The sequence below is a fragment of the Bradyrhizobium sp. WCU1 genome (genome assembly GCF_053474805.1).
The window spans coordinates 4,146,169-4,159,575 of sequence record NZ_CM130280.1 but is presented as its reverse complement, the minus strand read 5'-3'; the positions used below and the strand labels follow the sequence as shown (position 1 = coordinate 4,159,575).

The following is a 13,407-nucleotide window of genomic DNA, read 5'->3' as shown; positions in this document are numbered from 1 at the left end:
CGTCGGTGATGGATAGCCGGCCTGCATCGGCGCCGTCCCGCCTTGCCCTCCCCTGCCGGATGGGTCACCATCGCGCGCCCTCAACAAGAATGTCAGAACGGGCCGAGGACACGCATGAACAGGCCGCAGGGAGTAGACCTTGTCGAGCGGGCGCGCGCGCTGGCGCCGCTGATCATCAGCGAGGCCGACGAGATCGAACGGACCCGGCGACTGACACCTGCCGTCACGGCGGCGCTGGTCGAGAACGGACTGTACCGCGCGCTGCTGCCGAAGCGTTTCGGCGGCGCCGAGGCGACGCTGGACGCCTTCATGCAGATGCAGGAGGAGATCGCCAAGGCTGACGCATCGACCGCCTGGTGCCTCGGCCAATGCAGCGTCTGCGCCATGACCGCGGCCTATCTCGAGCCCGACGTGGCCGACGAGATCTTCAACACCGCGCCCGGGATTCTCGCCTGGGGCGCGATCGCCCATGAAGTCCGCGCCGAGCCCGGTGGCTACCGCGCCAGCGCGCGCTGGGATTTCGCCTCGGGCTCGCGGCAGGCGAGCTGGCTCGGCGCCCATGTCCGCATCGTCGAAGCGGATGGTTCGCCGCGCAAGAAGGCCGACGGCTCGCCGGAGATCCGCACCATCCTGTTCCCGATGTCGCACGCTGTGATGTACGACGTCTGGGATGTGATCGGCCTGAAGGGCACCGGCACCGATTCCTATTCGGTCGACAACCTCTTCATCCCTGAAAAATTCGCCGCGCTGCGCGACGATCCCAGCGCGTGCCGCGAGGGAGGGCCGCTCTACAAGCTCTCCACCAACATGGTGTTCAGCATGGGCTTCGCCGCGACCTCGCTCGGCGTCGCGCGCGCCATGCTGGATGCGGCGACCGAGTTGGCGCGGGGCAAGACCCCGCAGGGCCTGAAAGCGATGCGCGACAACAATTCGGTGCAGGGCCAGATCGGCCGCACCGAAGCCAGCCTGCGCGCCGCGCGCGCCTATCTGTACGCGACCGCCCACGAGGTCTGGAGCGATCTTGCGAGCGGCGGTCCCATCACCGAGGCGCACCGCATCGCGATCCGCATCGCCTCGACCTGGACCATCCACCAGTCGGCCGCGGTGGTCGACATCGCCTATCACGTGTCGGGCGCGACCGCGGTATTCGCGAAAAATCCGTTCGAGCGACGGTTTCGCGACATGCACGCGATCGCACAGCAGATCCAGGCCCGCGACACGCAGTATGAAGACGCCGGCAAGGCAATCCTGTCGGGCAATCTCGCAGCCCCGCCCACGGCGCGCTGAGGCGCGATGAAATCGGATTGAACCGGAGCGCGCGCTCATCTGCCATGTCGGCCCTGCCCCTAAATCCGAACATCGCCGGGTGCGCACGGACTACGCAGGGAGGTGCGCTATGAGCCGCGCAATCGAGCTGTCCTTCTCGGATAAGGCTGACAGCTTCAAGGTCTGGATCTTCGCGGAGGACTTGAGCCGCGAACTCGAAAGGTCAGAGCTGGGATTTCTGCCTATGACTGAGGCCGATGCTGTGACGAACTTCCTGCGAATTCGGGAGATAAAAGCGAGCAAGCTGAAAAGGTGCGTCGAACTTGTCGATAAACTTGTCGACAAACACTACATGCGTGAGCACGTGACCATTCAGCAAAGGAAGACGGACTGAGTGAGCGCTTCCGCTTCAGGTCATTTTCGAACCATATCAGCAAGCGTAGCCCGGAAGAGCGAAGCGACATCCGGGACCGGCACGCAGATCGCAAGATCAATCCCGCATATCGCTTCGCTCACGCGGGCTACTCACTAGGCGGCTGCGCACGTATTCGGCCTCGTGGTTCGAGACGCACCGCAAGCGGCGCTCCTCACCATGAGGGTCTACTACCATGCCGCAAATCCAGACCTCATCCTGAGGAGCCCGCCAAAGGCGGGCGTCTCGAAGGATGGCCACAGGAACGCTCCTCACCGATTTCTCCCATACGCGATTGCCCTGCCGCTTGCAGGGAGCGGCGAAGCGAGTCTGCCGTCCGATTGAGGCAACCGGACTCATCTCGACTCAGCCGCATGGTACGAAAGTAGGCCCCGGCGACGCTGGTCCGGGCACGAATTTCGGCGGCGCAACATACGGTTGTTAAGCTTTTTCTGAGACCTTCCCGGCGGCGCAAATGCCTGGAGTTCCGCTGGTCCCATGTTCAAGCTTCGATCGATTGCCGCTCGCCTGATTCTGGCGATTTCACTGACCGTCGCGGTCGCCTGCGCCATCCTCGGCGGCTTCTCGATCAGCCAGCAGCGTGCGCTGACCCGGCTCGCGCTCGATCAGCAGCTCAAGCTGCAATATGACAGCGTGATCGCCGCCATCGACTATGAAGGCCGCACCGCGCTTGCGGTCTCCGCCGTCATCGCTGCCCTGCCGCCGGTCGAAGAGGCGATCGCCAAGGGCGACCGCGATGGGCTCGGCAAGCTGCTCGGCGCCCCCTGGGCGGCGATCAAGGCGCAGGGCATCCCGCTGATCTCGTTCTGGCAGGCCCCGGCGACGAGCTTCTACCGGATCCACACCCCGAAAATCTTCGGCGACGACGCCTCCACACGGCGCATCACCGTGGTGGAATCGATCAAGGCCGGCAGACCGATCGTCGGCGTCGAGCCCGCCCGCGAGGCGCTTTCGATCTTCGGCATGACCCCGGTCATGCGTGACGGCAAGACGCTGGGCAATGTCGATATCGGCGTCGCCTTCGGCAAGGAATTCGTCGACCGCGCCAAGAAGCGCTTCGGCATCGACCTCGCCGTGCATTCGTTCGACGGCCAGAACTTCAAGCGGCTGTCGTCCACCTTCGGCGACAGCGTGGTCGCGACCCCGGACGAGCTCAAGAGCGTGATGAACGGCGCGGCCGTGCTGCGCGACGCCGTTCTCGACGGCCATGCGGTGGAGCTCTATCTCGGCCAGATCAAGAACTATGCCGGCGAGCCCGTCGCCGTGCTCGAGATCATCAAGGACACCAGCGACTATGCCGCCGCTGCGGCGAGCGCGCAACGCAATCTGATCCTCGGCGTGGTCGCGATCCTGGCCGCCGCCATATTGCTCGCGTTCCTGCTCGGCCGCGGCCTGTCGCGGCCGCTCACCGCGATCACCGCCATCATGAACCGGCTGTCCAGCGGCGACACCGACGTCACCATCCCCGGCAGCGAGCGCCGCGACGAGCTCGGCACGATGGCGAAGGCCGTCGATGTGTTCCGCCGCAGCATGATCGAGACCTCGTCGCTGCGCGACGCGCAGGAGGCCGACAAGGTGAAGGCCGCGGCCGACAAGCAGGCGCTGCAGCGGCAGATGGCCGACCGCTTCGAAGCCGACGTCAAGGGCATGGTCGCCGCCGTCGCGCGCTCGTCGGGCGACATGCAGCGCGTCGCAGGCGAGATCACGGCCAGCGTCAACGGCACCTCGGAACGGACTTCCGCGGCAGCCGCCGCATCCGAGGAGGCGTCGGCCAGCGTCAACGCGGTCGCCGCGGCGACCGAGGAGCTGGCGTCGTCGATCACCGAGATCGGCCGCCAGGTCACCCATTCCAGCCGCGTCGCCGACAGCGCGGTCGCCAAGGCTGCGGAGACCACCGAGATGGTGACGAGCCTTGCCGCATCCGCGGAGAAGATCGGCGACGTGCTGCGCCTGATCAGCGCGATCGCGAGCCAGACCAATCTCCTGGCGCTCAACGCCACCATCGAGGCCGCGCGTGCCGGCGAGGCCGGCCGCGGCTTCGCCGTGGTTGCCGCCGAGGTGAAGGGATTGGCGAGCCAGACCGCGAAGGCGACCGACGAGATCGCCGGCCAGGTCGGTGCGATCCAGTCCGCCACCGGCAATTGCGTCAGCGCGATCGGCGACATCAGCGGCACCATCCGCGAGATCTCCGGCATCGCCACCGCGATCGCGGCCGCCGTCGAGCAGCAGGACTCGGCGACCCGGGAGATCGCCCGCAGCGTGCAGCAGGCCTCCTCCGGCACCGTCGAGGTCTCCGCCAATATCGCAGGCGCGAGCGAGGCCGCCGGCCAGTCCCGCGCGCTCACCGGCAACGTGCTGGATACATCAGGCCAGCTCGGCGACCACGCCGCCGCGCTGTCGCACAGCGTCGACACGTTCCTCGCCGGACTGCGCAACGCGGCCTGACCGGTGGGGCTGCGCTATGTGACGTACAGGGCACTGTGGTAGATAGACGCCACACGCCCTCGCGGAGCCTCTCCATGCGCAAGCCGGCAACATCGACCAGCAAGGCGGCAGGGCGTGCGCAAGCAAGATCGGCAGATGCGCTGTTCGGCGCCTACCCTGCCCCCGTCAAAGCCAAGCTGCTGGCGTTGCGGCGGCTGATCTTCGAGACCGCGAAGGCGACCAAAGGCGTCGGGGCGCTGGAAGAGACGCTGAAATGGGGCCAGCCGAGCTATTTGACGCCGGAGACCGGCAGCGGCAGCACGGTCCGGATCGATCAGGTGAAGCCGGCCGCCGATCAGGTCGCGCTGTACTTCCACTGCCAGACCAATCTGGTCGAGACCTTCCGCGAGCTCTATCCCGAGCTCAGCTACAGCGGCAACCGCGCGATCCTGCTCGATGTCGGAGGCAAGCTGCCGGAGGCGGCGTTGCGCCACTGCATTGGGCTGGCGCTGACGTATCATTTGCGGCGGAAGGCGAGCCCCAACGAGTGATCTCGCAGGGCGGGCAAAGGAGGCAGCGACGTGCCCACCATTCACGTGGTGCTCACCATGGTGGGCGCCCACGCCTTGTTCACCCTGCAAGGTCGGCTTCGCCAGCACGACTGAGAAATAATCGTCGTCCCGGCGAAGGCCGGGACCCATACGCCGCGGCGGATGTTGTGAATGGGACTCGTCATTCCGGCGGCGCGCAACGACCGGCATTTGGGGTTATGGGTCCCGGCCTTCGCCGGGACGACGCTGAATTTGTGGCACGATCCAGCGCAACGACGTTGTGGCAGCTTCCTACGCCACCAGCGCCGTGGCGACCCGCTGCGCCTTCAAGAGGCTGATGACCTCGGCGTTCGGCCGGGCGCGGCTGAACAGGAAGCCCTGGCCCTCGTGGCAGCCCTCGGCGCGCAGGCAGCTCAGCTCCGCCTCGGTCTCGACGCCCTCGGCGGTGATGGTGACGCCGAGCCCGACGCCGAGGCTGACGATCGACCGCACGATCGCCTGCGCGTCCGGGTTGGCGCCGAGGTCGCGCACGAAGGACTGGTCGATCTTGATCTTGTCGAACGGGAAGCTGCGCAGATAGCTGAGGCTGGAATAGCCGGTGCCGAAATCGTCCATCGACATCCGCACCCCGAGCGCGCGCAGCGCGTGCAGCGTCGCCAGCACCTGGCTGCTCTTCTCGAGCAGCAGCGTCTCGGTGATCTCGAGCTCGAGCCGCCGCGCCGGCAGGCCGGATTGCCGCAAGGCATCGGTGACCAGCGCCAGCAGATTGCCGGTGCGGAATTGCAGCGGCGACAGATTGACCGCGACGCGCACGTCGTCGGGCCATTGCGCGGCGTCCATGCAGGCACGATGCAGCATCAAGCTGCCCAACGGATTGATCAGGCCGGTCTCCTCGGCCACCGGGATGAACTCTCCGGGCGAGATCATGCCGCGTTCCGGATGCGGCCAGCGCACCAGCGCCTCGAGCCCGGTGATGCGTCCGCTGCTGAGATCGACCAGCGGCTGGTAGTACGGCTGCAGGCCTTCGTTCTGGATCGCATCGCGCAGGTCGATCTCGATCTTGCGGCGGCTCTGGGCGCGCGCATCCATCTCGGCCTCGAAGAACGAGAAGGTGCCGCGGAAATCGCTCTTGGCGCGCGACAGCGCCATGTCGGCGCTCTTCAGCAGCTTTTCGGAATCCTCGCCGTCGCCGGGCGACATCGCGATCCCGATGCTGGCGCCGATCACCACCGAATGCCCCTCGAGCAGATAGGGCTCGCTGATCGCATCCAGGATCCGCCGCGCCAGCAGCACGGCGTCCTCGGGCCGCATCACGCCGCCCTGCACGATGGTGAATTCGTCGGAGTTGAGACGGGCCAGCGCATCTTCCTCGCGCAGCGTCGAGCGCAGACGCTTGGCGACGGCGCGCAGCAGCTTGTCGCCGATGCCGTGGCCGAGCGTCTCGTTGACCGCCTTGAAATTGTCGAGCCCCAGCATCAGCACCGCGACCTTGTCGGTCGAGCGGCGGGTATGCTGCAGCATCTCGTCCATCTGCTGGCGCAGCAGGTTACGGTTGGGCAGGCCGGTCAGGCTGTCGTGCTGGGCCATGAAGGCCAGCCGCGCCTCGGCGCGCTTGCGCTCGGTGATGTCCATCAGCGCGAGCAGCATCGCCGGCTGGTCGCCGTGCATCAGCTGGCGCGAATAGATCGCAAGGTCGATCAGCGTGCCGTCCGCGCGCACATGCTTCCAGGTCCGCGCCGCCTGCTCGTCGCTGCTGCGGCCGGCGGCCCAGGGCAATTCGGCGTCGAACGCCTGAAGGCTCTTGATCGTCATCTTCTCGAACTCGGCACGCACATAACCATAATGCGCGATCGCGGCGTCGTTGACCGCGAGGATCCGTTCGCCGTCGAGCGCGCACAGGATCATCGGCACCGGATTGCCGTCGAACAGCAGGCGGAACGACGCCTCGCGCTGTTTCAGTTCGGTGATGTCGACACGCAGGCCGACGATGCCGCCATCAGAGGTCAACCGCTCCTCGATCAGGACCACACGGCCATCGGCCAGGACCTGCTCGTGCCGCTCGCCCGGCTGGTACATCTTCTGCAGTCGCTCGGCGATCCACTCTTCCTCGCGCCCGGCGGCCTCGGGATAGTCGCCGCGCGCGACGCCGATGCGGATGGTGTCTTCGAGGCGCGCACCGCGCTCGAACAGGTCGGAGCTGCGCTTGTAGATTTCCGAGTATTTCCTGTTCCAGAGGGTGTAACGGCCTTCGGGGTCGAGGAACACGATGCCTTGCGGCAGGATGTCGATCGCCTCACGCAGGCGCGCGTTCGACTTGCGCGCCTCGGCGATCGCCGCCTCGGCCTGCGCGCGCTGGCGCACCAGTTCACCGATCTCGACCGCGGGACGGCGTGAACGGCCCGACATTTTCGGCACCGGCTTGGACCGGCGGCCCGGCGGGACCGACAGTTTGGCCTGCTTTGGTTTCTTGATCTTCTTCGGCCGCATCATCGGCATCGCACGCCCCACGCGCATTCCAGTTCGGCGACATTTCTGCGATAAGTCTCTGAAAAATTGGTATCTCTTGACGAATAGCTGCGCGCGTTGAGAAGCCGCAGCATGCCTGCTTAGGAGGCGAGTTCGTGCCGGGAGCGACTTGCTGCCGGTATGCAAGTGACGCACGGCGCGGATTTGCGGCGTGGCAGAGCCGGCGCGTGGTGAAGGAAGCGTAAATCCACGCGCGGCTGCACAATGAATGCACCGAAAGTGCCTCGAGCGCTCGAATGTTTGCCAATGTGTGACAGGGTTATCGCAGGGTTAAGGCAGCACCCAAGCGGCGACTTCCGATTGCGGGCTATAGCGGTTTGACCATGCGGATCGTCTCCGAACGAAAACCACCGCGCTCATAGAAATCAATCGCGCGCCGATTGTCGGCGAACACATCGAGACTGAGGAACCGATACTTCATGTCGCGCGCCCAATCCTCGGCGTGGCTCATCAACAGTTTCGCGATGCCCTGCCCCTCCGCCTCCTCCGTGAGGGCAAGGATCGCGACGTAGCCACATGCCTCGTCGGTGACGCCATCCTTTCCGGGCTGCATATGGATGTAGCCCAACCGCACATCATCGTCCGACACGGCGATGAGCGTCCGGGAGTTTTCGACGGCCTGGTTCACGGTGGCGGCCATGTAGCGGTCTTGAAACTGTTCCATCGCTTCCAAGCCATGCCACGCGGGACCGGGGACGCCTGAAAGACGCGGAGAGAGCGCGGACAGAAAGTCGCGGTCTGATCGGGTTGCCTCTCTCACTCGAACCGAACCTGTGTCAATCGGCATTTCATTCTCCCACCATGGCTCTCACGAAAGCCAGAGCAACTACAGCAGATCGCCGCAGGCAAGCTCAATCCGCCCTGTGGGCGATCAAGCAAATGGGATGGGAGTGCGGTTCGTCTGCCACGAATCCGTGCTAGCCTTGCGTGGACAGAGTGATCCAAATGACATCCTGCCTGCGTCTGATCCCGCTCCTGATCTCCGCCCTCGTCGCCTGCACCATCTCCGCGCGGGCGCAGGACAAGGGCTCGCTCAATCCGCAGCCATTGCCGCCGCTCGCCAACCCCAACGATCCGACGATCGGAGCGAAGCAGCTGTTCGCACGCAAGGTGCTGCCGGCAGCGATGCCGACGAGATCGATCGGCGGCTACACCAAGGGCTGTCTCGCCGGCGCCGCACAGATGCCGCTCAACGGCGACACCTGGCAGGTGATGCGCCTGTCGCGCAACCGCTATTGGGGCCATCCCGACATGATCGCGCTGTTGAAGCGGCTGGCCGCCAACGCGCACAGGGACGCCGGCTGGCCCGGCATCCTGGTCGGCGATATCGGCCAGCCGCGCGGCGGCCCGGCGCTGTCCGGTCACGCCAGCCACCAGATCGGGCTCGACGCCGACATCTGGCTGACGCCGATGCCCGATCGCAAATTGTCGCGCGAGGATCGCGAGGAGATGTCGGCCGTCATGATGGTGCGCGACGACCGGCTCGATATCGATCCGCGCGTGTTCACATCAGGTCATGTGCTGGTCATCCGCGACGCGGCGCGCGAGCCGGCGGTGCAGCGGATCTTCGTCAATCCGGCGATCAAAAAGGCGCTGTGCCGTGAGGCCAAGGGCGACCGCAGCTGGCTGTCGAAGATCCGGCCGTGGTGGGGCCACGACTACCACTTCCACATCCGCATGCGATGTCCGGCCGGCAGCCCCGCCTGCGAGGGACAGAAGCCGCAGGCGGAGGGCGAAGGCTGCAAGCCGTCCGATCTCGCCTTCTGGTTCAAGGATTCGGTGCTGCATCCGAAGCCGCCGCCGAAGCCGCCGAAACCGCGCCCGCCGATGACGCTGGCGCAGATGCCGGCGGACTGCAGGACGGTGCTGAACGCAGCCGACGCCAAGCAGTGACATCCAAGCAATAACATCTTCGTCAGGCGGCTATGCCGGCCGGCTGGAAGTACGTTATGATCCCGCGTCGTCGCGCCGTAAGCGCGATCGAGCCATGGATCGCGGCGCCGATCTGTTTCATCCGTCATAATTGCATTGGATCAGACATGCGCAAATCGCTCATCGCCGCATCGCTGCTGCTCGTCTCGGCTCCCGCCTTCGCGGCAGAGGAGCCGAGCGGTTGCGACAAGTTCAAATGGTCGATCGACCGCGCCCGCGCCGCGCTCACCGCGCCGGATCGCGCCAAGCTTGCCTCGGGCAGCGAACAGGCGGCGCTGCCGCCGACCGCCATCACGCTGGCGCTGGTTGCTCCTACCGATGCCAAATTGCCCTCGCCGCCGGAGCGCGCGCCGAAGGACGGCACCTTCGCCGGTTTCACCAGTTTCAAGGCCGCGCCAAAGGCCGGGCTCTATACCGTCAGCCTCTCGGCCGGCGCCTGGGTCGACCTGGTGCAGGACGGGCATGTCCTGAAGCCGAAGGCGTTCAGCGGCGCGACCGATTGCGACGGCATCCGCAAGACCATGAAATACGACCTCGCCGCCAGCCCGTTCGTGCTGCAGGTCAGCGGCTCAAAGGAGAACGCGCTGTCGATCGCGATCCAGCCGTCGAGTGAATAGGACGATCCGTTCGACAAAGAGTGGCTTTACCGTAAGCCCCAGCCTGCTATGTTTTCCGAGCGATATCCCCGAGGACCGTAAGTCCGTCGGGGACCCGCGGAACAGCGCTTCCGTGCGTCGCGCCCAGACCTCATTGAACGCCTGATTTGCGCGCGCTCGCTTGCGCGCGATCTCGCACGGAGCGCTTCCATGCCACGACTTTCCGTTTCAAGGCTCGCCGGCCTTCTCACTGCCTTCGTCATCCTGCTCGGCGCGATCGATTCGCCGGTGCGCGCCGAGGACAAGACGCTCACCGTCTTCGCCGCCGCCTCGATGAAGAACGCGCTCGACGAGATCGATGCGGCCTATACCGCCAAGACCGGCGTCAAGATCAGCGCCAGCTATGCGGCGAGCTCGGCATTGGCGAAGCAGATCGAGCAGGGCGCGCCGGCCGACGTGTTCGTCTCCGCCGACACCGACTGGATGGACTATGCGGTCAAGCAGAAGAACATCAACGAGCCGACGCGGGTCAATCTGCTCGGCAACTCGATCGTGCTGATCGCGCCGAAGGATTCCAGGATCGACAACGTCAACATCGGACCCGGCTTCGACCTCGCCAAGCTCGCCGGTGACGGCAGAATCGCCACCGGCGACGTCAAGGCGGTGCCGGTCGGCAAATATGCCAAGGCCGCGCTGGAGAAGCTCGGCGCCTGGCAGGCCGCCGAGCCGAAATTCGCGATGGCCGAGAGCGTGCGCGCGGCGTTGACGCTGGTGGCGCGTGGCGAGGCCGTGCTCGGCATCGTCTATTCGACCGACGCCAAGGTCGAGCCCGGCGTCAAGGTCGTCGGCACCTTCCCGGCCGACACCCATCCGGCGATCATCTATCCGGTGGCGGCGACCACGACTGCAAAGCCCGAGACATCAGACTATCTCGTCTTCCTGCGCTCGTCCGCGGCGAAGACGATCCTCGAGAAATACGGCTTCAAGTTCCTGATCAGTCCGACGACCTGATGTTCGAGATCTCGCCGACCGAATGGACGGCGATCCTGCTGTCGCTGCGGGTCGCCGTCATCGCAACGCTGGTGGCGACCCCGTTCGGGATTGCGCTCGCCTGGCTGCTGGCGCGGCGCGATTTCTGGGGCAAGTCGCTGCTCGATGCCGCCGTGCACCTGCCGTTGGTGCTGCCGCCGGTCGTCACCGGCTACCTGCTGTTGCTGACGTTCGGCAAGCGCGGACTGGTCGGCGGCTGGCTCGCCGATCATCTCGGCATCGTGTTCGCGTTCCGCTGGACCGGCGCGGCGCTCGCCTGCGGCGTGATGTCGTTTCCGCTGCTGGTGCGGCCGATCCGCCTGTCGATCGAAGCCGTCGACCGCCGCCTCGAGCAGGCCGCCGAGACGCTCGGCGCCGCGCCGTGGCGGGTGTTCGCGACGGTGACGCTGCCGCTGGCGCTGCCGGGCGTGCTGGCCGGCATGGTGCTCGGCTTCGCCAAGGCGATCGGCGAGTTCGGCGCGACCATCACCTTCGTCTCCAACATACCCGGCGAGACCCAGACCATCTCGTCGGCAATCTATTCGCTGATCCAGACGCCTGACGGCGATACCGCCGCGGCACGGCTCGTGATCGTCTCGATCGTGATCGCGATGGGCGCGCTGATCGGGGCCGAAGTGTTTGCACGCCGCGCCACCGCGCGCCTGCACGGGCAATAACCATGCTGCGCGTCGACATTCAAAAGCAGCTCGGCGAGTTCTCGCTCGCGGCAGCGTTCGCCAGCGAGGGCCGCGTCACCGGCTTGTTCGGCGCATCCGGCTCCGGCAAGACGTCGCTGATCAACACCATCGCGGGGCTGCTGCGTCCAGATCGCGGCACCATCATGATCGACGGCGAGACGGTCGACGATACCGCTTCCGGCATTCATGTGCCGACCTGGCGCCGCCGCATCGGCTACGTGTTCCAGGACGCGCGGCTGTTTCCGCATCTCGATATCAGGCAGAATCTCGACTACGGCCGCCGCATGAACGGCCTCACTGAAGACCCCGCGCAGCACAAGCGCGTCGTCGATTTGCTCGACATCGGCGCCCTGCTCGACCGCCGCCCCGGCAAGCTCTCCGGCGGTGAGCGGCAGCGCGTCGCGCTCGGCCGGGCGCTGCTGTCCAAGCCGCGGCTCTTGCTGCTCGACGAGCCGCTGGGTGCGCTCGACGAAAGCCGCAAGCTCGAGATCCTGCCCTATCTGGTGCGCCTGCGCGACGAGGCCGGCGTCCCGATGGTCTATGTCAGCCACGACGCGGCCGAGCTGCGCCAGCTCGCCACCCAGATCGTGATGCTGCGCCGCGGCCAGGTCACCGCGTTCGGCGGTGTTAAGGTGTTGACGGCGGGCGGGTAGCTGGCCGTTTTTCCGAAACTCGGCATAAGATAGCCCATCTTGTCTGCTAGGCCCGCGTCGGGGCATCCCGATCAGGCATGGGGAAAGGTGCATCGTGCGACTGACTGGCTGGGTATTGCTGCTGATCGGCGGGCTGCTATGCGCCACGATTTCGTGGGCAGCGCTCGGCTTCCTGCTGATGGGCATCGGCCTGATCTCGCTGCAGGTCGCCGAGCGTCGGCGACGCCGCGAGGATCGTGCCGTGCCGGCCGGGACCACAGGATTTACCCCTCCGCGTCTCAGCCCGGGGCTGCAGCCGCCCACCCTCGACCCGGTCGCCGGCCAGGACACCGGGCCCCAACGTCAGCCCCGCCGGGTGGCCTGGCCGGACAAGAAGGGGGAGGCGCCCTATGATCGGCAGGCCTGGCGCCGGCTGGTCGAAAGCGATCCCGATCTCGCCCAGATCGCCAAGGTGCTGTCCGATTACGGCCCGCAATATGTCGACGAGCTCGCGACCAGCTATCTGGCCGCGCCCGACAAGAGCCGCCTCTCGGCCATCGTCGACGGCATCATCGCGCGAGCCCGGGGCGGCCAGCCGGCCCCGCCGCCCGCGCCGGTCGAAGGATCGCGGCCACCGCCCTTGCCGCCCCGGCCGGAGCCTCAGGCGCCCGCTCCTGCCGCCAAGCCGACGGCTTCGCCGAGCAATCCTGCCGATGCGCTGGAAGCATCCCTGCTCGCCACGGTCGAGGAGGCTACCGCCAGGATCGCCGCCGAACGCGCCGGTCTCTTCAAGCCTGCCAAGGACAAGGCCAGCGACAGCCGGTCGTCGACGGCGAGCCAGCGGGAGCCGCTGTTCGGTCGTGCCCCCCGGGACGCGAAGCCCGCCGAGCCACCACCAATGCCGGCTGCACGACCGGCCATGCCGATGGAGACATCCGCCAACCTCGAAGCGTCGCCGATCGCCGCCGTCAGCGAGGCCGCCACCAGGCGGGCGGACACAACCAGCCCGGCGGCCGCGAAGACAGCGCCTGCGAAGACAGCTGCGGACAATCTCGACGAGACGCTGCTCGCAGCGCTGGCCGAGATTTCCGGCCAAAAGCTCAAGGGCGAGTCCAAGCCGGACGCCGCCTCCAAGGACCCGCCGGCCGACGACGGGCTGTCCGACATGGTCAAGAAATTCGCGCCGGATTCGAACTTCCTGCGCAAGCAGTGACGGCGACCTAAAGCGCGATAAGATTGGGTTGAATCGTCATCGCGCCTCAGTTGCTTGTTTGTGCATGATCTTGTCGGAAAACCGCTTCGCACTTTTCCGGATCATGC

Annotated in this window: 12 protein-coding genes; 10 read left to right on the top strand and 2 right to left on the bottom strand. The window is 66.4% G+C overall.

Features of this window, described 5'->3' with window-relative positions; all coding sequences use genetic code 11:
- Nucleotides 1-114 precede the first annotated feature (114 nt).
- The 4 genes from ACTUWL_RS19300 to ACTUWL_RS19285 all read left to right on the top strand — a co-directional run bounded on the left by ACTUWL_RS19300 (nt 115) and on the right by ACTUWL_RS19285 (nt 4,674).
- On the top strand, nt 115-1,287 hold the full coding sequence (locus ACTUWL_RS19300; RefSeq protein WP_021076640.1) for an acyl-CoA dehydrogenase family protein: 1,173 nt from the start codon (nt 115-117) through the stop codon (nt 1,285-1,287).
- Nucleotides 1,288-1,396: 109 nt separating this feature from the next.
- Complete coding sequence (locus tag ACTUWL_RS19295; protein ID WP_021076641.1) at nt 1,397-1,660, top strand: hypothetical protein; 264 nt, start codon at nt 1,397-1,399, stop codon at nt 1,658-1,660.
- A 516-nt stretch (nt 1,661-2,176) separates the two neighbouring features.
- Complete coding sequence (locus ACTUWL_RS19290; RefSeq protein WP_021076642.1) at nt 2,177-4,144, top strand: methyl-accepting chemotaxis protein; 1,968 nt, start codon at nt 2,177-2,179, stop codon at nt 4,142-4,144.
- A gap of 74 nt (nt 4,145-4,218) precedes the next feature.
- The gene (locus ACTUWL_RS19285; RefSeq protein WP_021076643.1) at nt 4,219-4,674 is read left to right on the top strand and encodes a DUF1801 domain-containing protein; all 456 of its coding nucleotides are present in this window, start codon (nt 4,219-4,221) and stop codon (nt 4,672-4,674) included.
- 291 nt (nt 4,675-4,965) lie between these two features.
- Here ACTUWL_RS19285 and ACTUWL_RS19280 read toward each other — a convergent pair whose 3' ends face one another.
- Together ACTUWL_RS19280 and ACTUWL_RS19275 are read right to left on the bottom strand one after the other, a co-directional pair.
- Nucleotides 4,966-7,170, bottom strand: a complete 2,205-nt coding sequence (locus tag ACTUWL_RS19280) for a putative bifunctional diguanylate cyclase/phosphodiesterase (protein WP_106940022.1) — start codon at nt 7,168-7,170, stop codon at nt 4,966-4,968.
- Nucleotides 7,171-7,507: 337 nt separating this feature from the next.
- Nucleotides 7,508-7,987 carry a GNAT family N-acetyltransferase gene (locus tag ACTUWL_RS19275; RefSeq protein WP_021076645.1) on the bottom strand — a complete coding sequence of 160 codons (480 nt, stop codon included), beginning with the start codon at nt 7,985-7,987 and terminating at the stop codon, nt 7,508-7,510.
- A 158-nt stretch (nt 7,988-8,145) separates the two neighbouring features.
- Between ACTUWL_RS19275 and mepA the strand changes: the two genes are divergently transcribed.
- The 6 genes from mepA (at nt 8,146) to ACTUWL_RS19245 (ending at nt 13,300) form a co-directional block, all read left to right on the top strand.
- Nucleotides 8,146-9,093 (top strand): penicillin-insensitive murein endopeptidase, encoded by a 948-nt coding sequence (gene mepA, locus ACTUWL_RS19270; protein ID WP_021076646.1) that lies wholly within the window; start codon nt 8,146-8,148, stop codon nt 9,091-9,093.
- Nucleotides 9,094-9,239: 146 nt separating this feature from the next.
- Entirely contained in the window at nt 9,240-9,749 is a 510-nt protein-coding gene (locus ACTUWL_RS19265) for a hypothetical protein (protein ID WP_035649880.1), read from the top strand.
- A gap of 189 nt (nt 9,750-9,938) precedes the next feature.
- Nucleotides 9,939-10,739, top strand: coding sequence for a molybdate ABC transporter substrate-binding protein (gene modA, locus ACTUWL_RS19260; RefSeq protein ID WP_021076648.1), 801 nt, complete (start codon nt 9,939-9,941; stop codon nt 10,737-10,739).
- Nucleotides 10,739-11,434 (top strand): molybdate ABC transporter permease subunit, encoded by a 696-nt coding sequence (gene modB / locus ACTUWL_RS19255; RefSeq protein WP_021076649.1) that lies wholly within the window; start codon nt 10,739-10,741, stop codon nt 11,432-11,434. The genes modA and modB overlap by 1 nt, the downstream gene beginning before the upstream one ends.
- A gap of 2 nt (nt 11,435-11,436) precedes the next feature.
- A complete protein-coding gene (gene modC / locus ACTUWL_RS19250) occupies nt 11,437-12,108 on the top strand; it encodes a molybdenum ABC transporter ATP-binding protein (RefSeq protein WP_021076650.1) in 672 nt (223 codons plus the stop codon).
- A 94-nt stretch (nt 12,109-12,202) separates the two neighbouring features.
- Complete coding sequence (locus tag ACTUWL_RS19245; protein WP_021076651.1) at nt 12,203-13,300, top strand: hypothetical protein; 1,098 nt, start codon at nt 12,203-12,205, stop codon at nt 13,298-13,300.
- Nucleotides 13,301-13,407: the final 107 nt, after the last annotated feature.

What these genes read in the sequence shown, in the direction of transcription:
- ACTUWL_RS19275 (WP_021076645.1), bottom strand. Translation starts at nt 7,987, where the DNA reads ATGCCGATTGACACAGGTTCGGTTCGAGTGAGAGAGGCAACCCGATCA.
- mepA (WP_021076646.1), top strand. Translation starts at nt 8,146, where the DNA reads ATGACATCCTGCCTGCGTCTGATCCCGCTCCTGATCTCCGCCCTCGTC.
- ACTUWL_RS19295 (WP_021076641.1), top strand. Translation starts at nt 1,397, where the DNA reads ATGAGCCGCGCAATCGAGCTGTCCTTCTCGGATAAGGCTGACAGCTTC.
- modB (WP_021076649.1), top strand. Translation starts at nt 10,739, where the DNA reads ATGTTCGAGATCTCGCCGACCGAATGGACGGCGATCCTGCTGTCGCTG.
- modC (WP_021076650.1), top strand. Translation starts at nt 11,437, where the DNA reads ATGCTGCGCGTCGACATTCAAAAGCAGCTCGGCGAGTTCTCGCTCGCG.
- ACTUWL_RS19285 (WP_021076643.1), top strand. Translation starts at nt 4,219, where the DNA reads ATGCGCAAGCCGGCAACATCGACCAGCAAGGCGGCAGGGCGTGCGCAA.
- modA (WP_021076648.1), top strand. Translation starts at nt 9,939, where the DNA reads ATGCCACGACTTTCCGTTTCAAGGCTCGCCGGCCTTCTCACTGCCTTC.
- ACTUWL_RS19290 (WP_021076642.1), top strand. Translation starts at nt 2,177, where the DNA reads ATGTTCAAGCTTCGATCGATTGCCGCTCGCCTGATTCTGGCGATTTCA.
- ACTUWL_RS19300 (WP_021076640.1), top strand. Translation starts at nt 115, where the DNA reads ATGAACAGGCCGCAGGGAGTAGACCTTGTCGAGCGGGCGCGCGCGCTG.
- ACTUWL_RS19265 (WP_035649880.1), top strand. Translation starts at nt 9,240, where the DNA reads ATGCGCAAATCGCTCATCGCCGCATCGCTGCTGCTCGTCTCGGCTCCC.
- ACTUWL_RS19280 (WP_106940022.1), bottom strand. Translation starts at nt 7,170, where the DNA reads ATGCCGATGATGCGGCCGAAGAAGATCAAGAAACCAAAGCAGGCCAAA.